The organism is Pseudoalteromonas haloplanktis ATCC 14393, assembly GCF_000238355.1.
GTDB classification, from domain to species: domain Bacteria; phylum Pseudomonadota; class Gammaproteobacteria; order Enterobacterales; family Alteromonadaceae; genus Pseudoalteromonas; species Pseudoalteromonas haloplanktis.
On record NZ_AHCA01000002.1, the window covers coordinates 523,113 to 543,445 of the forward strand.

Genomic DNA, 20,333 nt, shown 5'->3' on the forward strand with positions numbered 1-20,333 from the left:
TAGCTGATAGCTGATAGCTGATAGCTGATAAACATTTTAAAACAAAAAAGCCGCAAAAGCGGCTTTTTTCCATCAATTAGCTATATTAACAATAACCAAATGACATTAAACGTTTATAACGTTGTTCAAGCATCTCATCAAGTGATAAGGCTTGTAGATCTGCTAAGTCACGTTTAAGCTGATTTTTAAGATTACGTGCCATACCGTCGTAGTTACGGTGCGCGCCACCTAATGGCTCTTCAACTAGACTGTTGATCAAATCAAGTTCTTTTACTCGTTCTGCGGTTACACCCATCGCTTCTGCAGCAAGTGGCGCTTTATCAGCGCTTTTCCACAAAATTGAGGCACAGCCTTCTGGTGAAATTACCGAGTAAGTACTGTATTGCAACATGTTAACGCGATCGCCAACACCAATTGCTAATGCACCACCTGAACCGCCTTCACCAATAACCGTACAAATTGTTGGCACTTTTAATGCTGCCATCACTTTAAGGTTACGTGCGATTGCTTCAGACTGACCGCGCTCTTCAGCACCAACACCTGGGTATGCACCCGGCGTGTCAATAAAGGTCATGATTGGCATTTTAAAGCGCTCAGCCATTTCCATTAAGCGTAATGCTTTACGGTAACCTTCTGGCTTTGGCATACCAAAGTTGCGTTTGATTTTTTCAGCGGTATCACGGCCTTTTTGTTGACCAATAACCATCACAGGTTGGCCTTCAAAACGCGCGATACCACCTAAAATAGCGGGATCATTAGCAAAAGTACGATCGCCAGCAAACTCGTCAAATTCCGTAAAAATACGCTCGATATAATCTCGAGTATAAGGACGCAACGGATGACGGGCTAACTGAGAAACCTGCCAAGCACCTAACTTAGAGAATATCTCCTCTTTCATTTTGGCACTTTTCTCTTTTAATCGGCTGACTTCCTCTTCTAATTCAAGATCTAAATCGCCAGCGCGGCTTATATTTTGTAACTCTTCAATTTTTGCTTCTAACTCTGCGATTGGAAGCTCAAAATCAAGATAATTGAGGCTCATGCTCTAAACTACCTAATTAGTTAAATTCTAGTTCTACATCTTGCGCCGCCATTAACGATAACTTATGAATTAAGTCATCACTAGGCGTAACACACCATTCTGTCCCGAGAGTTAACTGTGCCAGCGCATCTGGACGCTGGTAGTAAACCTTAATCGGACAAGTACCAAACTTATAAGGTTCGAGTACTTTTTGTAAATTTTCGAAGAAGTTCGCTTCGATTTGCACCATATTCAGCGTCATTTTAATCGCTTTAATCCGTTTTTCTCGCGCTTGCGCTATGGTGCATATGTCTCTGGCGGTCATTGTAATACCACCAGAGAAGTTATCAAAGCTGACCTGTCCAGATATTACCAAGATATTGTTGATTTGCAGCATATCTTGGTACATTTCAAACTGTTCTGGGAATAAGCGTACATCAATACGGGCACTCTTGTCATCTAAAGTTACAAGTCCCCAACGATTTCCTTTTTTGTTTACGAGCACTCTTGCTGCAATCACAAGGCCTGCAGCCGTAGACTGCACATCGCGATTAGTTGGCTGTAAATCCACTAACTTGCCACTGGTGTAATATCTCAGCTCTTTACGATACTGATTTATCGGGTGCCCAGTTAGGTATAAACCTAAGGTTTCTTTTTCGCCGTCAAGCCATTGATTATCAGTCAGTGGAGTGGCTTTAATAAAGGCTTGTTCAACCTCATCTGGCTCAGTTGCAAGCAAACCAAATAAATCGGTTTGCCCTAACGACTCTGCTTTATGATGTTGATCTGCTGCACGCATGGCGTCTTTTAAACTTGCCAATAATGTAGCACGAGCGGGTTGCGTTTTCTCTGGCCCGAGTTGATCAAGCGCACCTGCATAAATCAGTTTCTCGGTTACACGCTTGTTGATACGCTTTAAATCAACACGCGCACAAAAATCAAATAAGTCTTTAAACGGGCCACCAGCTTGACGCGCCTCTAAAATGGCATCAACAGGCGCTTCACCCACCCCTTTGATAGCACCAATGCCGTAAACAATTTCACCTTTTAGGTTAACTGTAAACTTGTAAGCACCAGCGTTAACGTCTGGCGGTAATAATGTGAGTTTCATGTTCTCACATTCATCGACTAGGGTGACGATTTTTTCGGTGTTATCCATATCCGCAGACATTACCGCCGCCATAAATTCAGCCGGGTAATGAGTTTTCATCCACAAGGTTTGATACGACACTAACGCATAGGCTGCCGAGTGAGATTTGTTAAAACCGTAACCTGCGAACTTCTCTACCAAGTCGAAGATTTTAATTGCTAGTTCGCCGTCAATCCCGTTATTTCGCGCACCATCTTCAAAGGTTGAACGCTGCTTTGCCATTTCTTCGGGCTTTTTCTTACCCATAGCACGACGCAGCATATCGGCGCCACCTAGGGTGTAACCGGCTAATACCTGTGCAATCTGCATTACTTGTTCTTGATACAAGATAATGCCGTAAGTAGGCTCTAAAATAGGTTTTAAACTTTCATGCTGGTACTGAGCGTCAGGGTAAGAGATTTCTTCACGGCCAAGTTTTCGGTCGATAAAGTTATCTACCATGCCCGATTGCAGTGGTCCTGGACGGAACAAGGCAACAAGTGCAATCATATCTTCAAAGCAGTCCGGTTTAAGACGTCGGATCAGATCCTTCATGCCTCGTGACTCTAACTGGAATACTGCTGTGGTTTCAGCGCGTAGTAATAACTCAATACTCTTTTGATCATCTAATGGGATTGCATTGATATCAACAGGCTTTTTACCTTCGCGCACAAGGCGCTCGTTGGTCATATCAACGGCCCACTGTAAAATGGTCAAAGTACGCAGACCTAAAAAGTCAAACTTAACAAGACCGGCGGTTTCTACGTCATTTTTATCAAACTGGGTGACCGGGAACTTACCTTCGTCATCACAGTACAGCGCAGCAAAATCAGTGATTGTGGTGGGCGATATAACGACCCCCCCCGCATGTTTACCAGCATTCCGTGTACAACCTTCAAGGATGCGACACATATCAATCAGATCTTTAACCTCTGAGTCACCGTCATACGCTTCTTGCAAACGAGGCTCGACATCAAACGCTTTGGCAAGTGTCATACCAGGATCGCCTGGAATTAATTTTGAAATACGGTCAACAAATCCATACGGGTGACCAAGTACTCGGCCAACATCACGTATTACCGCTTTAGCCGCCATAGTACCAAAGGTGATGATCTGTGATACCGCGTCCCGTCCATATAACGCCGATACGTGATCGATTACTTCATCACGCCGGTCCATACAGAAATCGACGTCGAAATCCGGCATTGAGACACGCTCAGGGTTCAAAAACCGTTCGAAAAGTAAGTCAAACTCAAGTGGATCAAGGTCCGTGATTTTTAATGCGTAAGCCACCAATGACCCCGCACCAGATCCCCGTCCTGGTCCCACTGGAATATTGTTATCTTTACTCCATTGGATGAACTCCATTACGATCAAGAAGTAACCTGGAAATCCCATTTGGTTGATTACATCAAGTTCAACTTGCAAACGCTCATCATACTCAACACGTTTTTCGACGCGCTCAGCTTCATCTGGGAATAAGAACTGCAAACGCTCTTCAAGGCCATCTTTTGATACTTTAACTAAAAAGTCTTCAATTTTTAATGAGCCGGTTGGGTAATCGGGTAAGAAGTAAGTCCCAAGCTGTACAGTAACATTACAACGTTTAGCGATTTCAACACTGTTTTGCAGCGCTTCTGGAATATCACTAAACAACTCTGTCATTTGCTCTGGGGTTTTTAAGTATTGTTCTTCAGAGAAGCGTTTTGGTCTGCGTTTATCATCGAGGGTATAACCATCAAAAATTGCTACACGAATTTCGTGTGCTTCAAAGTTTTCTGGTTTTAAAAATACGACCTCATTGGTTGCCACCACGGGGAGCTGCTCAACGGTTGCAAGTTCAACCGCTAAGTGTAAATAATCTTCTTCTTGCGCGCGCTTTGTGCGGATCAACTCAATGTAATAGTTATCGCTAAAATGTTGTTTATAAAAACTCACCACCGATTCAACAATCGCAGGGTTGCCTTTTAATAAGGCTTTACCTAAATCGCCATCTTTTGCACCAGAGAGTATAATAAGGCCTTCTTTGTGCTCTATTAGCCACTCTCTATCAATCACTGGGCGGTGAAATAAATGCCCGCGCTGATACGCTTTGGAAATTAATAGCGTAAGATTTTTATAACCGGTGTTGTCTTTGGCTAAAATAACTAAACGGCACGGCCCTTCCGGAAATTCCGGACTGTGTAGCCAAAAATCAGCGCCAACAATGGGTTTAATACCAGCATTATGAGCAGTATCATAAAACCGTACTAAGCCACATAAATTCATTTGATCGGTGATAGCCAATGCGGGCAATTGCAGCTCTTGCGCTTTCGCTACTATCGGTTTAGTTTTTGCTAAACCATCGACCATTGAGAAATCAGAATGAACCCGCAGGTGGACAAAATCTGGCGCTGCCATTACTTCTCCTGCATTGCCAGTACACGTTGTACTGGTTTAAAACTTTTACGATGTTCAGCAATTGCGCCATATTGCTCAAGAGCGGCAAAATGCGCTTTGGTGGGGTAACCTTTGTGCCCTGCAAAACCATAATGCGGATAGCGCTTATCTAATTCTATCATTTCATCATCACGCGCCACTTTCGCGATAATAGAGGCCGCTGAAATTTCGGCCACTAAACTATCGCCTTTAACTACAGCGTGTGCTGGCATTGCGAGTGAAGGTAGGCGGTTACCATCAACGTATACAAACTCAGGTGTGATACTTAACCCTTCAACGGCACGCGTCATTGCCAGCATAGTGGCGTGGAGAATATTTAGCTCATCAATTTCAGTGGGGCTACAACGACCAATAGACCAACTCAGCGCTTTCTCTTTAATTTCAATCGCCAATGCTTGGCGTTTTTTATCGGTCAGTTTTTTTGAATCGGTAAGACCTACTATTGGGTTTGCCGGATCAAGTATCACCGCAGCAGTCACAACATCACCGACTAATGGGCCACGGCCAACTTCGTCAACACCTGCGATAAGCTCAACATTAGGGCGTTCAATTTGCATTTATAATCTCCGCAACAGCCGTAGCCGCTTGCTCACTGGCATTTAAGCGTATTTGTTGATGAATCGCTAAAAAGCGTGCTTTTAATTCTTTATTATCACTATTTAGCATCGGTTCTAAAGCATTGGTTAGGTTTTCAACACTGCAATCATGCTGCATAAACTCAGGCACTAATTCTTCGTCAGCTAATAAGTTTGGCAACGAAAAGTATTTGATATTAAAGGTGAATAAGCTTTTAAAAATCCAATAACTCAAGGCTTTTATTTTATAACCAACCACCATAGGTTTTTTATACAGCATGCCTTCAAGCGTCGCGGTGCCCGATGCGATTAAAATCACATCAGCCGCTTGCATAGCAAGATTTGATTGACCATCTAATAATTGAACATTCAATTGCGGCGCAGTGGCTGCCAAAATAGTTGAAAATTGTGCTTTTCGTTGCGCGTTAACAAGCGGCACAACAATTTTTAAATCTGGATTTTTAGCCTGTAAGCCTGCGGCCGTTTTAAGGTAAGTTTCACTCAACAAACCAACTTCCGAGCCACGGCTTCCTGGTAATAACGCCAGTACTTTATCATCTTGTTGTAAACCGAGCTGCTCACGCGCAGCACTGTCATCATGCTCAAGGGCAATATCATCTGCGAGTGTGTGCCCTACAAACGTACACGGTACATTGTGTTTATCATAAAATGCTTTTTCGAACGGTAATAACGCCAGCACCATATTAGTAGCGGCGCTAATTTTATGAATACGCTTTTCGCGCCATGCCCATACTGAAGGACTGACATACTGAATCGTTTTAATGCCCGCATCTTTAAGTGGTTTTTCAACCCGCAAGTTAAAATCAGGCGCGTCAATGCCAATAAAAACATCTGGTGGGTTATCAATAAAGTGCTGTACTAATTGTTTGCGAATTTTTAATAACCGCGGCAATCGCCCTAATACTTCAACGAGTCCCATGACGGCCAACTCTTCCATCTCGAATAAGCTATGACAACCTTGCGCCTGCATTTTTGGCCCCGCGATACCTTCGAAAATGGCATCTGGGTAGCGTTTTTTTAACGCCTTAATTAGGCCTTCGCCTAATATATCGCCGGAAAATTCTCCAACTACAATTGCTATACGCAGTGGTTGTTTATGTTTATTCATGGGTACTTTTTATTCACAAGTCAAAGAGACGGTCATACGCCCTAGTCTAGCGTGTTTTTTAATACGATTAAATGACACAGCTTGAATAAATTTTAGAAACATTCGTGCACGTACCCATAACAACACAAATGAAACTATTTGTATGTTTTTCAAACATAAATTGGCAAATACTTAAACTCTGTGTTTCACTTAATGAAGCTAACTCAACAACGTCACAATACTCATAAAGGGGTGTGGATTTACCCATTTTGTGATTGACAATAATTAACCAAAAGTGAATACTGTTCGAACTTTCAATAATTACTGAAAGATCGAAAGTTAACGTTTGCTTACTTTATTTGTTTTGTGACTTGCCCGCACATACAAGGAGCTATAAAAAATGATAGATGAAACCTTTGTGGATCTATCGCGATTACAGTTTGCTGTCACCGCCCTGTTTCACTTTTTATTTGTACCACTGACCCTAGGAATGACTTGGATTTTGGTGATCATGGAGTCGGTCTATGTTATGACCGGCCGAGAGATCTACCGCGATATGACCAAGTTTTGGGGTAAACTATTTGGGATCAACTTTGCCATTGGTGTCGCGACCGGCCTGACCATGGAATTCGAATTTGGTACTAATTGGTCTTATTATTCTCATTATGTGGGCGATGTGTTTGGTGCCCCTCTGGCTATTGAAGGGTTAATGGCGTTCTTTTTAGAATCAACCTTTGTCGGTATGTTCTTTTTAGGCTGGGAGCGCTTAAGTAAACGCCAACATCTTGCGGGCACTTTCTTAATGGCGATTGGTACTAATATGTCGGCACTGTGGATATTAATTGCCAATGGTTGGATGCAAAACCCAGTTGGCGCCGAGTTTAACTATCAAACTATGCGCATGGAAATGACCAATTTCGCTGAGCTGGTATTTAACCCCGTTGCGCAAGTTAAATTTATACACACCGTGTCTGCAGGTTATGTTGCGGCATCCATGTTTGTACTAGGGATCAGTAGTTGGTATATCTTAAAGGGACGCGATCTTGCCTTCGCTAAACGTTCATTCTCGGTTGCCTCTGGTTTTGGTTTAGCGTCAATCTTGTGCGTTATTTTACTCGGTGATGAATCGGGTTATGAAGTAGGCGAGGTGCAAAAAGTAAAACTGGCAACCATAGAAGCGGAGTGGCATACCGAAGAAGCCCCAGCTGCGTTTACGTTAGTAGGTATTCCTGACTCCGATGAACAAGTGACCCACGCAGCGGTTAAAATTCCTTATGCGCTCGGCATTATTGCAACTCGCTCGTTAGATGAGCAAGTTACCGGTATTAATGATTTAGAAAAACAACACGAAGTGCGTATACGCAACGGTATGATAGCGTATAAGTACCTCGAAAAACTGCGCTCAGGTGATGAGTCTGCAGAAAACATTGCTAAGTTTGATGAGCTAAAAGCTGATTTAGGCTACGGGTTATTACTAAAACGGTACACGCCGAATGTGGTTGATGCCACTGAGGAGCAGATCCAAAAAGCCGTAAAAGATTCATTCCCTAAAGTTGGTCCGATGTTTTGGTCATTCAGAATTATGGTAGGCTGTGGGATGATCATGTTAATCGTCTTTGTGCTCGCTTTTTACTACAATGCACACCGTGTTATTGAACAAAAGCGCTGGTTGTTATGGGCCACAGTGTTCAGTATTCCTCTACCATGGATAGCCATTGAGTTTGGTTGGATAGTTGCAGAATATGGCCGTCAGCCTTGGGCTATTTCAGAAATACTGCCGACCTTTTTGGCCACATCATCACTGACTGTCAATGATATATTGATAAGCTTAACGGGCTTTATCGTCTTTTATACCGGCCTTGCCATTATTGAAGGCTGGCTGATGCTGCGCTTTGTGAAACTAGGCCCTAGTTCATTGCACACTGGTAAATATCACTTTGAACATGATGAGCACACAAATCGCAACCAACTAACTGACGAGCAAGGAGCAAAATCATGATTTTCGATTATGAAACGTTAAAGTTACTTTGGTGGGTGATCATCGGTGTACTACTGATTGGCTTTGCTATCACCGACGGCATGGACATGGGCGTTGCCATGCTTATCAAACTGGTGGGGAAAACCGACAGCGAGCGCCGTGTGGTGATCAACACGGTTGGCCCTCACTGGGATGGTAACCAAGTATGGTTTATTACCGCTGGCGGTGCTTTATTTGCAGCCTGGCCGATGGTGTATGCAGCAGCATTTTCGGGCTTTTACTTCGCCATGATGTTAGTGTTATTTGCACTATTTTTTAGACCGTTAGGCTTTGACTACCGTAGCAAAATTGACTCATTGCGCTGGCGTAACAATTGGGACTGGGGCTTATTTGCCGGCAGTGCCATTCCCGCTCTCGTATTCGGTGTTGCATTTGGTAATCTGTTTTTAGGCGTTCCGTTTAGCATTGATGAGTACCTGAGAACGAGCTACCAAGGTTCTTTCTTTGCGCTATTAAATCCCTTTGCTTTATTAGCCGGCTTGATCAGTATATCAATGCTACTTGCGCATGGCGGTATGTGGTTACAACTACGCACTGATAGCGATGTAGCAAGACGTTCGGCGCAATATGGCCGCTATGCGCTATTGGTATTTATTGTCCTCTTTGCTATTGCTGGGTTTTGGGTGGCTAATATTGATGGTTATCAAATCGTCTCTATGGGCGATAAACAAGGCTTTGCTAATCCACTTGATAAAACAGTCACTACAGCAACAGGAGCATGGTTAAATAACTACCAAACGACTCCTTTAAGTATTGCATTCCCTGTCATTGCTTTTGTGATGGCAGCAGCTGCATGGCTATTGTCAAAAGCGAATAAAGCCGCTTTAGCACTCATTTGTACTAGCTTAATGCTTGCTGGCGTCATTTTAACCGCTGGTATGTCATTGTTCCCGTTCATCATGCCGTCAAGTAACTACCCTGATATTAGCTTAACGATATGGGACGCGGTATCGAGTCATATGACCTTGAATGTCATGTTTATTGCGGTTGTTATTTTTGTACCTCTTATTTTATGCTACACCACATGGTGCTATGTAAAAATGTGGCGCAAAGTGACGGTTAAAGAAATTGAAAATAATAGCCATGGCAGTTACTAAGGAGATTTAACTTATGTGGTATTTTGCTTGGATACTCGGTGTTCTATTAGCCTGTACGTTAGGTGTGATCAACGTAATGTGGTATGAATTTGGTCAAAACAAAGACAGTATCGCTGACGACGAACAAGAATTACACGATAGGCTTAATCGCCAAAATGACAACTAACCCCCGACCAAATCGCGCGCAACAAACTACGTTGCGCGCGTTTTTAAAAAATCATGCAAATCACGCCGGCAGTCTATTAAAAATGAGTATCGCATTAGGTACTTTTAATGCGGTACTGATGATCGCCAGCGCTTACTTGGTGGCTCGCTCAATTCATTTAGTTATGTTTCAACAGGCGGAATTAGCAACCATCACCCCTTTACTTTGGCCATTAGCTGCACTGATCTTAGCACGCGCTATGCTACTTGGGCTTTCGCAACGTACCAGCGCTAAAGCCGCGCTAAAAATTAAAACCGCAATGCGCCATACGTTATTAGAGAAGCTCACTCTACTTGGGCCAAGTTACATTGAACAACACGGTCATGGCGCAACCTTAAATACGTTACATAACGGTGTTGAAGCCTTGCACGATTATTACGCAAACTATTTGCCTAGTGTGGCTTACAGCGCCCTGATCCCTTTAGCTATTTTAATGGTGATTTTTCCAACCGATTGGAAAGCCGGTTTGATCTTTTTATTTACTGCACCGCTTATTCCGTTTTTTATGATTTTAGTCGGTCACCAAGCTGAACAACTTAACCAACAACGTTGGCAAAAGCTGGCTGTACTGGGTAATTACTTTTTTGATCGCTTGCAAGGTCTTACCCAACTTAAATTATTTGATGCCACCAAACGCGAATTAAAACAAATAGCCAAGATATCTGACGATTTTCGCCACGCAACTCTAAGCGTGTTAAAAATTGCATTTCTATCATCTTTTGCATTGGAGTTTTTTGCCACTATCAGCGTAGCACTGGTGGCAGTGATCATCGGTTTTCGGTTGTTTTTTGGCACCTTGGACTTTGCTACTGGTTTCGTGGTGTTATTACTTGCCCCTGAGTTTTATTTACCGCTGCGCCAGTTAGGCAGTCACTACCACGCCAAGTTAGAAGGGATCAGTGCAGCAGCTGATATGCTAAAAATATTAAATGAACCAATAGCAGAGAACACCAACGCAACGATCTCGGACCATTCTCCTTTGAAACTCGAGTGCATTGAACAGCTGCAGATCAACAATTTAAACTTTCATTACCCAAATAGCCATGAAGGAATTAACGATATTAACCTCACTTTTGCAGGCACGGGTTTATATGCCATTGTTGGTCAAAGTGGCGCAGGGAAAAGTACTCTACTTGATTGTTTGCTGGGCTTTAATCCACAAGTGATCAGTGCAATCGTAGTTAACCAACAACAATTAACTCAGCCTGACATTCTCCACTGGCAGCAACATATCGCCTGGATCCCACAAAAGCCAACCTTATTATTCACCACCATCAAGGCCAATTTATTACTAGCAAAGCCAGATGCTACTGCGGCGCAATTAGCCGCTGCGGCCAAGCAAGCCGGTGCACTCGAGTTTATCAATGCATTACCTAATGGCTTTGATACTCATATTGGTGAACAAGGTGAAGGACTGTCGGGAGGGCAAAAGCAGCGCATTGCTTTAGCCCGTGCATTTTTAAAACAAGCACCTATTTTAGTTCTTGATGAACCAACTGCGCACTTAGATAGCCAAACAGAACAACAAGTACAACATGCAATTAATGAATATGCCAAAACTCACTTAGTCATTGTGATTGCTCATCGCTTAAATACGATTAAGCATGCGAAGAAAATATTGGTTATGCAAAAAGGCACAGTGATTGAACAAGGTCGTTTTGTTTCCTTAATGCAGCAGCAAGGTGGCTTGTTCAACTTAGTCAATGCTAGGAGCCATCGTAATGACTAACTTTATTCGCCTACTTAAATTGTGCAAACCGCACCTTAGCGCTATGTTGTTGGGTGCCTTTTTAGCAACACTAACGGTCTTGGCTAATGTTGGCTTACTGGCTATTTCCGGCTGGTTTTTAGCTGCGATGGCTGCAGCAGGTTTAGCCGGTGTGCACATGAACTACTTCACTCCCGCTGGTGTGATCCGCTTTTTAGCGATTGTTAGAACAGCGTCACGTTATGGCGAGCGTTTAGTAACCCACAACGCTACTTTTTTATTATTGAGTGAGATCCGCATCAATGTCTTCAGCACGTTGAGCAAATTAAATAATGTTGATTTAGCAATGAGTCGCAGCGCCGATCTTTTTAACCGCATGCAAAATGACGTAGAAGCCCTCGATAAATTTTATTTGAACGTACTTCTGCCCATGATAGTTGCACTTGTAAGCGTGCCCATTGTACTTCTATTTATGAGTATTTATAACGCCAATGTCGCCCTGTTATGTTTTATTTCATTGCTGTTAGTAGGCGTTGCACTGCCGATAATGTTAAGTAAGCAACTACAACAAACTGCCGAACTTGAAACTAAATACTCAGCAACTTTACGTGCCCAGTTATCTGACACTTTAAGTGGCCTAAGAGAGCTGGCTATTTACCAAGCCACGGAGCAACAAGTTGCGCAGTGTCGTAGGGCCAGTGAACGCTATAATCAGCAATTATTTACCCGCCACAATGCAGAAGCGCATAGTAATGGCTTATCTCTACTAATCGTGCAACTGAGTATGCTGGGCGCGATTGTGATAATTACTCCATTGGTGTATGACGGCTCTATGGTGAATGTTGAATTAGCTATGCTCAGCTTATTTGTACTCGCTAGTTTTGAAACCGTGTTGACACTGCCTAATGCTTTCATCCAGTTACCCGTCGCACTGAGTGCTGCACAGCGTATTTTTGCTTTGGAGGATAAACTGCCCTCGACCACCAACACCACTCACGAGCTAGTGGCAGTACAACCATTAGGGCTTGAATTTAAACAACTAAGCTATAACTATCACGCTGATAATTATGCGCTTAGCAATATCAACTTTACAATTTTACCATTGCAGAAAGTCGCCATTGTAGGCCAAAGTGGTAGTGGTAAAAGTACACTGGTTAATTTACTCAGTGGTTTGTGGCCGCAGCAAAACGGGGCAATAAACCTGCTCTCACCAGACAAAAACATCGCGATAAACACGATTAGTCAGCAAAACCGCTGCGAACTTATTAGTATCGTTGCACAACAGCACCATATTTTTGATGGCACTATTGCTGAGAATTTGCGTTATGCTGCCCCCGATGCAAGCGAAGCGCAAATGTATGAAGTTTGCCAACAAGCACAACTTACAGATTGGTTACATGAGTTAAAGCTAGGCTTAAATACTCGCCTAGGGACAGCTGGAAGAAGCTTGTCACGAGGACAATCAAGACGCTTAGCGTTAGCGCAAGCACTGCTACGTACACCAGCAATTCTAGTACTTGATGAGCCAACCGAAGGGCTCGACAATCAATCTAAACATCTGGTTATGGATGCAATATTAACCAGCATGGAGCATTGCACTGTGATCAGCATAACCCATGATCCTGCTTTGCTTGCCAACATGGACAAAGTGATTTGGTTAGAGCAAGGAGCTGTAAAAGCGATTGCAACGCATCAACAGCTAGTAACAGAGCACACTGATTACGTGAACTTAATCACACGGTTTTAATCAATTACCTCAATAGTAACGTTAATAACCCCTAAATTCGGCTCTGCGAGCTTTGCAAACGCATGCTTTGATAAGTCAATGATACGGCCGCGAATAAAAGGACCACGATCATTCACTCTGACCACCACCGAGCGGTTATTCGCTGTGTTAGTAACTTTCACTTTGCTATTAAACGGAAGTTGTTTATGCGCTGCGGTCATGGCATGTTGATCAAACTTTTCACCATTGGCAGTCAATCGGCCATGGTATTTATCTGCATAAAAGCTGGCTTGCCCCTGCTCAATCACCTTTGCGTTTGTTACTGAGTAATTGGCAGGCGAGCTACTACAACCCGCTAAAATAGCCAGTGATAAACTAATTAGAAATGGTTTAATCAAAATTCAACGCTCCTTTAGAATGCATAAAATTAGCAGGTATCAACTGAGCTGCAACTGAATTCTCGTAAATACAAAACAGTGAATACAAAAAAGCCACCAAGTTAACTTAATAACTGGTGGCTTTTGTTCACAGCATAAACGGATTAACGAATAATGCCGCGTTCAGAATTTTTAACAAAATCAATCATCATTTGTACAGCGGGGTACTTAGCAGCATCTTCACTTAAAGCTGCAATTGCGTCTTCGACACCTAAACTCTTACGGTACAGTGTTTTGTAAGCACGACGCGTCGCCATAACCTCATCGCTTTCAAAACCACGACGCTTCATGCCTTCGGTGTTGATTGCAACAGGGCCCGCTGGCGTACCAATCGTTGTAACAAATGGTGGCACATCTTTATTAACGCCAGAGTACATACCAACAAAAGCATGTGCTCCCACTTTACAAAATTGATGAATGCCTGAGTTACCAGCCAAAATAACCCAGTCGCCAATGTGTACGTGACCTGCTACAGAGGCATTGTTAGCAAAAATCACGTTATCGCCAATCACAGCATCATGTGCAACATGCGTGTAAGCCATAAACAAGTTATTGCTACCAATTTTAGTCACTCCTTGGTCTTGAATCGTACCACGGTGAATTGTGGCACACTCACGAATGACGTTATTATCACCAATGATAAGTGTGGTTGGTTCATTATTGTATTTTTTGTCTTGGCACGCTTCGCCTACTGACGCAAATTGAAATATATGATTGCCAGAACCAATTGTTGATGGCCCTTTGACCACAACGTGAGATTCAATAATGCAGTTATCACCAATAACAACATCGTTGCCAATGTAGCTATAAGGGCCCACTGAGACATTATTACCTAATTTTGCGCCTGGTTCGATTATTGCTGTAGCATGGATCACAATTAAAGCTCTCTTCTCGCACACATAATTTCGGCACTACACACTACTTTGCCATCGACTTTTGCTTCTGCAGCAAACTTCCAAATATTACGACGCTCTTTTAAAAACTGGACGTGTAAATGCATAGTATCACCTGGCGTAACAGGTTGTTTAAAACGTGCATTATCAATTGCAGCAAACAAATATAATTCGTTTTCACTGCGGTTTTCAACGGTTTTAAAGCCCAGTAAACCGGTTGCCTGCGCCATCGCTTCTAAAATTAATACACCTGGAAAAATAGGCTGGTTTGGAAAGTGGCCAGTAAAAATCGGTTCATTAAAAGTTACATTCTTAATCGCATGCAATGATTCACCCGGTGTGTAATCAAGTACGCGATCAACCAATAGCATCGGGTAACGATGCGGAAGTAAGCTTAAAATTTCTTGTATATCTAGGCTATTTAATTCGTTTGCCAAAATAGCATCCTTATCAATTATCAACGTTTAATGACTTAGTCAGAGTCTCTAGCGCTTTAAGGCGAACTTTCATCTCTGGCAAATTACGTAAATGAGCTATGTTACGACGCCACTCTTTATTGGAAGAATGTGGCAACCCTGATGAGTAAACACCGGGTTCTGAAATCGCTTTAGTTACCATACTCATACCCGTAAGTATAACACCATCACAGATATCTATGTGACCATTTATGCCTACAAGCCCCGCAATTTGGCAGTTTTTACCAATAGTGGTACTACCAGCTATCACGGTACAGCCTGCAATAGCAGTACCTGAGCCAATTTCTACATTGTGAGCTATTTGACATTGATTATCGATAATCACATTACTATGAATAATCGTGTCGTCAATCGCACCACGGTCAACCGTAGTCCCCGCTCCAATCTCTACTTTATCACCAATAATAACTCGACCCAGTTGAGGAATTTTTATCCACTGGCCTTTATCATTAGCGTAACCAAAACCATCGCTACCAATAATGGCCGCTGATTGGAATAAACAATCACACCCAACCTCTATGTTGTGATAAATACTGACATTTGCCCATAATTTTGTGCCGTTGCCAATTTTAGTATTTTCACCAACAAAGCAATTCGCGCCAATTTGCACATGCTCACCAATCACTGCACCAGCTGAAATGACGGCATTGGCCGCAATTGCCGCTGTATCTGCCACTGTTGCTTGCGGGTGAATAACTGCACTGGGGTGAACCCCTACTGATGCCGAGCGTGGTGTAGTATCGAGTAACTGAGCTAGTTTTGCATAACAAACATACGGGTTAGCAACTATCAGTTTATTCCCTTGGTAATACTGTGCATCAGCAGCAGATAGGATCACAGCACTGGCCTGTGTTTCTGCTAATTGTGAGCGATATTTCTTATTCGCTAAAAATGCAATATGCCCAGAGCGGGCATTTGCAAGTGTAGCTATTTTTGAGATTTCTAAAGCGCCATCACCGTCAAGCTCGGCGCTTAGAAGTTCCGCAATCTGCGAAAGCGTATAATTATGCATAGCTCAGTTCTATTGCTTACTTACTTTATCAACAACTTTGCTTGATAAATCAACAACTGTTTTCGGATTAAAGTAGATAGTGGTATCTTTTACTTTAACTTCATCGTATTTACCATCTTTGGCAATATCTTCGATCGCTTTGATGATAATACCTTGTATTTTAGCAAGCTCTTGGTTTTGACGAACTTTAATTTCTTGCTCTAAAGGACGACCTTTTTCAGCAAGATTTTTTTGCATGCCTTCTACTTTTTCACGTAGCGCATCTTTTTGCGCTTGGCTCATAGTTGTCGCTTCACGTTTAAACTTTTCTGCTTCAAAGCGAATGTCGCCTTGTAGTTTTTCAAGCTCCTGGCGACGCTCTGCAAACTCAGCTTGTAGAGTTTGCTCAACCTTTGCCATTTGTGGGATCTGCTTGTAGATTTCTTGCATGTCTACAATACCGACTTTATGTGCAAACGCACTCGCAGAAGTACCCATCATAAGTGTCGCTAAAATGGCAATTGCCGATGATTTAAATGATTTTTTCACAAAAAACTCCTTTAGAATGTATTACTAATGTTAAAGCTGATGGTCTTCGTATCGTCATCTTCTTCTTGTTGCAATGGATACGCAAAACTGATCAGCATAGGACCCATAGGTGAGATCCACTGCAATGATAAACCGGTCGAAACCCTAAAGCGCATTGGATCTGAATAATCCTCAAGCTTAGCACGTTCATCCGGCCCTAAATTTTGATAACGGTCAACGTTAAATTCTGTGTCCCATACGTTTGCAGCATCAACAAAGAAGCTAGTACGTACCGAACTGGTGTTATCTTCATCTAAGAATGGTGTTGGTACGATTAATTCCATACCCGCAACAGCCTTAGCATTACCACCAATACGCCCCTGTGGTGTAAGCACATCAAACTCAGGCGCGCCGCCTATACTGCCAGTCAAGGTACCATCTGGCAATGGGGTGCCCGGAATTAATTGTGGTGTACGAGAAATAGCTCGCGGTAATATCGTATTACGGTCAAAACCACGTAGTTCCATTTCTGTTATACGGAAATACTCTTGGAATGGTAAGGTTTGGTCATAACCATTGGTTGTGCCGTAACCATTACCGTAACCAAGTGCGGCACGTGTTGAGAACACCCAACGATGATTATCGCTGATCGGCCAGTAAAAACGTGAATCATAATTAACTTTAAAGTAAGTTAAATCTGAATTAGGGGTTGTACCTGTTAAGTTCAGTGTTTGGCGCGAACCTGCTGTAGGGAATAAACCACGGTTGACCGTAACACGAGACCACCCCACACTTAGCTCATACTTGGTAAAGTCGAAACCAGCATCTGGATTATTCGGATCTAAGAAGGTCTCTCGCATTACACGTGTTTGCTCGTATTCAGCAATTTCTGACAGCTCTTCTTGGATCCAACGCACACCAAAGTTAACTCGGTTTACCGCATCAATTGGGAAACCGATGTTAGTACCAATACCATAGCTCTTCGATTTATAGTCGATTAGGCTGAATTTACTCGCATCGTAGTTACTGTAGAAGATACTACTACCTTGCGATACACCATCTGGCGTAAAGTAAGGGTCAGTGTACGATAAACTCACTCGTTCAGAACCGCGTGACGTATTGATGTTGAAACCAATTTGGTTACCTGTACCTAAGAAGTTAGATTCAGTCACACCAATATTAAATTGCAGACCTAAGTATGAACCATATGCAAGACCGGCATTAAAGCTACCCGCTGACTGCTCTTTAACCGTAAAATCAACATCTACTTGGTCGTCAACACCCGGCACTGGCACCACATTAAAATCAACGCTTTCCATATAGGGTAGACGTTGAATTTGTAATTTTGAACGCTCTAGGTTTTGGTTTGAAAGCCACGCACCTTCAAGCTGCGTCATTTCACGACGCAATACTTCATCTGCGGTATTTTGGTTACCACCGACAATAATACGACGAACGTAAACGCGCTGACCTGGATTTACCGATAAGGTTAACTGTACTTCTTTGTTTTCATCATCGATCTCAGGAATGGTGCGCACTTCTGCGTTGGCATAACCAAAACGCGCTAGGTAGCTCTTGATAAATTCTTCAGACGAAGTTACTACTGAACCATTGTAAAGTTCACCGGCACGCAGTGGAATAACACTTTTGATTAGCTCTTCACGGCCCAGTAAGTCACCGATAAAATCGAAGCCTTTAACTTTATACTTTACGCCTTCAGTAATATTAGCCGTCACGTAAACTGATTCACGCTCAGGGCTCACTGACACTTGTGTTGAATCAATATTAAAACGTAAATAGCCACGGTCTAAATAGAAGCTACGGATTTTTTCAAGATCGCCCTCAATTGTTTGTTTCTGGTAGCGATCGCTGCCCATAAACTGCCACCAAGGTAAGTCTTGTTGCGATTCTGCCAATGCGAGTAAATCTTCGTTGCTGAACAACTCGTTACCTACTAAGTTAATTTGGCGAATTGACGCGGCATCGCCTTCATCAAATTCAAGTTTTAACTTAACACGGTTACGCGGCAACTTAGTAATGCTGACATCAATCTTAGCGTTATATTTACCAATACTATGGAAAAACTCTATTAAGCCTTTCTCAATATTATCAACCACCGTTTTGTCCAGCGGTTCACCTTGGCGAATATCTTGTTGATCAAGCGACTGGGTTAGCTGCTCATCTTTGATGTCTTTATTACCTTCAAACTCAATAACACTAATAGTTGGGCGTTCTGTTACTCTAAAAATAACATTGTTACCATCACGTAGTGCTTTGATATCGTCAAAGTGGCCTGAGTTATACAAAGACTTAATCGTTTTTGAAATTGTATAGTCATCAACACTGTCACCCACATTAATAGGAATGTGTGTTAATGCTGCTCCCAACGCTACGCGCTGTAAGCCTTCAACTTTTAAATCGTCAACAATAAAGGAGTTTTGGCCTAGGGCTGCAAAGCTAGCGCCTAATAAACTTGTTACTGCCAAATGTTTTTTTATAGCCATTTTATTATCTTTATCCTTTACAACGGTATTACCGCTCAACACCTTAAAAATATACTTTAGCGGTGTTTTACAATCGTGTTTTTAATTCGAGACTGTCGCAATTGCTATAATCTCGATACATCATTGAACAAAGCGAAACATGTAAGAAAAATGAGTAGCAAGGCACCCACTTTAAAACCAAATTCTTGTGTCTTTTCAGAGACCGGCTTTCTACGAAAAAGTTCAATTATGTAATACATTAAGTGCCCGCCATCAAGTACTGGCAACGGCAATAAATTAAATACGCCTAAGTTTACACTGATCAATGCTAAGAAGCTTAAAAATGCTACTAAGCCATAGCTTACACTGGTTCCCGCACCGACTGCGATACCTACTGGACCACTTAAATTTTTCACTGACACTTGACCAGTAATTAAATTACCAATCATGTCAAAACTAAGGCTAATCAAACGCCATGTTTCACTTACGCCCAGCACCATACTATCGAGTGGGCCATAATGTCTAGTTTCAATGTAACCTTCTGGCCACTTTTCAACCACAGGCGCGACACCTAAAAAGCCTTGTAACTGACCATTATTATTACGTTGCCCTTGTGGCGTAACGTTTATACTTTTTATAGTATCTTGTCTTTTTACACTAAATTGTAATGATTTGTTAGCGGATTGCTGAATAACCTTAACTAACTGGTTCCAATCGGTCATTGTTTCGCCATCTACAGCGATAATTTCATCCCCCGCCTGTAAATTAGCGGCGGCGGCAGCAGAGTTTGCGGAAATGGTTGCTACGGTTAATGTCGCCTGTGGGCGATACGGCACTATACCCAAAGATGCTAATGGTGGTACATCTTGCTTATCCAACTTCCAACCATCAATATTGATCGTTTTCAGCTGTTCTTGAAACTGTTCATCGCGTACAGTAACAGCGACGCTTTTTTCACCTAAACTTGCCATTAATGCAAATGTAGCATCTTGCCACGTCGCGATAGTATCGTCGCCAATTTTTACAATTTGTTGACTCGGCATAATACCCGCTTGCTCTGCACGACTACCTTGTGTGATCGAACCAACAACGGGTTTAACTGATTGCACACCCACCATGTACATGACTGCTAAAGCAAAAATAGCAAAAATAAAATTTGCCATTGGTCCCGCAGCGACTATAGCAATACGTGCTTGAACCGACTTAGCATTAAACGATAAATGACGCTGCTCAGCGGGCACGTCATCAACACGTTCATCCAGCATTTTCACGTAGCCACCTAAGGGAATTGCAGCAATGACATATTCGGTGTTGTGCTTATCGTGCCACTTTATCAATGGCTTACCAAAACCAATTGAGAAACGTAACACTTTGACGCCCGCTTTGCGAGCAACCCAAAAGTGCCCATATTCATGCACAGTGACTAAAATACCTAAGGCTAAAATAAAAGAGCCTAAATTCCACAAAAAATCGAACATA

The 20,333-nt window shown here is 42.5% G+C and carries 16 protein-coding genes; 5 read left to right on the top strand and 11 right to left on the bottom strand.

Annotated features, from left to right (window positions below):
* Window positions 1-85: 85 nt before the first annotated feature.
* The 4 genes from accA to lpxB are packed head-to-tail and all read right to left on the bottom strand — an operon-like array spanning window position 86 to window position 6,293.
* A complete protein-coding gene (accA, locus tag PHAL_RS0106495) occupies window positions 86-1,042 on the bottom strand; it encodes an acetyl-CoA carboxylase carboxyl transferase subunit alpha (protein ID WP_016707621.1) in 957 nt (318 codons plus the stop codon).
* A 16-nt stretch (window positions 1,043-1,058) separates the two neighbouring features.
* Window positions 1,059-4,550: a DNA polymerase III subunit alpha gene (dnaE, locus tag PHAL_RS0106500; protein WP_016707622.1), complete on the bottom strand. Its 3,492-nt coding sequence runs from the start codon at window positions 4,548-4,550 to the stop codon at window positions 1,059-1,061.
* Entirely contained in the window at window positions 4,550-5,146 is a 597-nt protein-coding gene (gene rnhB, locus PHAL_RS0106505; RefSeq protein WP_016707623.1) for a ribonuclease HII, read from the bottom strand. The genes dnaE and rnhB overlap by 1 nt, the downstream gene beginning before the upstream one ends.
* On the bottom strand, window positions 5,136-6,293 hold the full coding sequence (lpxB, locus tag PHAL_RS0106510; protein ID WP_016707624.1) for a lipid-A-disaccharide synthase: 1,158 nt from the start codon (window positions 6,291-6,293) through the stop codon (window positions 5,136-5,138). The genes rnhB and lpxB overlap by 11 nt, the downstream gene beginning before the upstream one ends.
* 379 nt (window positions 6,294-6,672) lie before the next feature.
* On the opposite strand from lpxB, the gene PHAL_RS0106515 reads away from it, so the two are divergent.
* Genes PHAL_RS0106515 through cydC form a run of 5 tightly spaced genes read left to right on the top strand, consistent with a single transcriptional unit; the run spans window position 6,673 to window position 13,067 of the window.
* Complete coding sequence (locus tag PHAL_RS0106515) at window positions 6,673-8,271, top strand: cytochrome ubiquinol oxidase subunit I (protein WP_016707625.1); 1,599 nt, start codon at window positions 6,673-6,675, stop codon at window positions 8,269-8,271.
* Complete coding sequence (gene cydB, locus PHAL_RS0106520; RefSeq protein WP_016707626.1) at window positions 8,268-9,407, top strand: cytochrome d ubiquinol oxidase subunit II; 1,140 nt, start codon at window positions 8,268-8,270, stop codon at window positions 9,405-9,407. Before PHAL_RS0106515 ends, cydB begins: the two co-directional genes overlap by 4 nt.
* A 13-nt stretch (window positions 9,408-9,420) precedes the next feature.
* A complete protein-coding gene (cydX, locus tag PHAL_RS0106525) occupies window positions 9,421-9,573 on the top strand; it encodes a cytochrome bd-I oxidase subunit CydX (protein ID WP_016707627.1) in 153 nt (50 codons plus the stop codon).
* Window positions 9,563-11,341 carry a thiol reductant ABC exporter subunit CydD gene (gene cydD / locus PHAL_RS0106530; protein WP_016707628.1) on the top strand — a complete coding sequence of 593 codons (1,779 nt, stop codon included), beginning with the start codon at window positions 9,563-9,565 and terminating at the stop codon, window positions 11,339-11,341. The genes cydX and cydD overlap by 11 nt, the downstream gene beginning before the upstream one ends.
* On the top strand, window positions 11,334-13,067 hold the full coding sequence (gene cydC, locus PHAL_RS0106535; RefSeq protein WP_016707629.1) for a thiol reductant ABC exporter subunit CydC: 1,734 nt from the start codon (window positions 11,334-11,336) through the stop codon (window positions 13,065-13,067). The genes cydD and cydC overlap by 8 nt, the downstream gene beginning before the upstream one ends.
* On the opposite strand, the gene PHAL_RS0106540 is transcribed toward cydC, so the two are convergent.
* The 7 genes from PHAL_RS0106540 to rseP all read right to left on the bottom strand — a co-directional run bounded on the left by PHAL_RS0106540 (window position 13,064) and on the right by rseP (window position 20,332).
* A complete protein-coding gene (locus tag PHAL_RS0106540) occupies window positions 13,064-13,447 on the bottom strand; it encodes a septal ring lytic transglycosylase RlpA family protein (protein WP_374954829.1) in 384 nt (127 codons plus the stop codon). The genes cydC and PHAL_RS0106540 overlap by 4 nt on opposite strands.
* Before the next feature lie 140 nt (window positions 13,448-13,587).
* Window positions 13,588-14,358, bottom strand: coding sequence for an acyl-ACP--UDP-N-acetylglucosamine O-acyltransferase (gene lpxA / locus PHAL_RS0106545; protein ID WP_016707631.1), 771 nt, complete (start codon window positions 14,356-14,358; stop codon window positions 13,588-13,590).
* Between the two features lie 2 nt (window positions 14,359-14,360).
* Window positions 14,361-14,813: a 3-hydroxyacyl-ACP dehydratase FabZ gene (gene fabZ / locus PHAL_RS0106550; protein ID WP_016707632.1), complete on the bottom strand. Its 453-nt coding sequence runs from the start codon at window positions 14,811-14,813 to the stop codon at window positions 14,361-14,363.
* 13 nt (window positions 14,814-14,826) lie between these two features.
* A complete protein-coding gene (gene lpxD, locus PHAL_RS0106555; RefSeq protein ID WP_016707633.1) occupies window positions 14,827-15,864 on the bottom strand; it encodes a UDP-3-O-(3-hydroxymyristoyl)glucosamine N-acyltransferase in 1,038 nt (345 codons plus the stop codon).
* Between the two features lie 9 nt (window positions 15,865-15,873).
* Window positions 15,874-16,392 carry an OmpH family outer membrane protein gene (locus PHAL_RS0106560; protein ID WP_016707634.1) on the bottom strand — a complete coding sequence of 173 codons (519 nt, stop codon included), beginning with the start codon at window positions 16,390-16,392 and terminating at the stop codon, window positions 15,874-15,876.
* Window positions 16,393-16,403: 11 nt separating this feature from the next.
* The gene (bamA, locus tag PHAL_RS0106565; protein ID WP_016707635.1) at window positions 16,404-18,875 is read right to left on the bottom strand and encodes an outer membrane protein assembly factor BamA; all 2,472 of its coding nucleotides are present in this window, start codon (window positions 18,873-18,875) and stop codon (window positions 16,404-16,406) included.
* 104 nt (window positions 18,876-18,979) lie between these two features.
* Complete coding sequence (rseP, locus tag PHAL_RS0106570) at window positions 18,980-20,332, bottom strand: sigma E protease regulator RseP (RefSeq protein ID WP_016707636.1); 1,353 nt, start codon at window positions 20,330-20,332, stop codon at window positions 18,980-18,982.
* Window position 20,333: the final 1 nt, after the last annotated feature.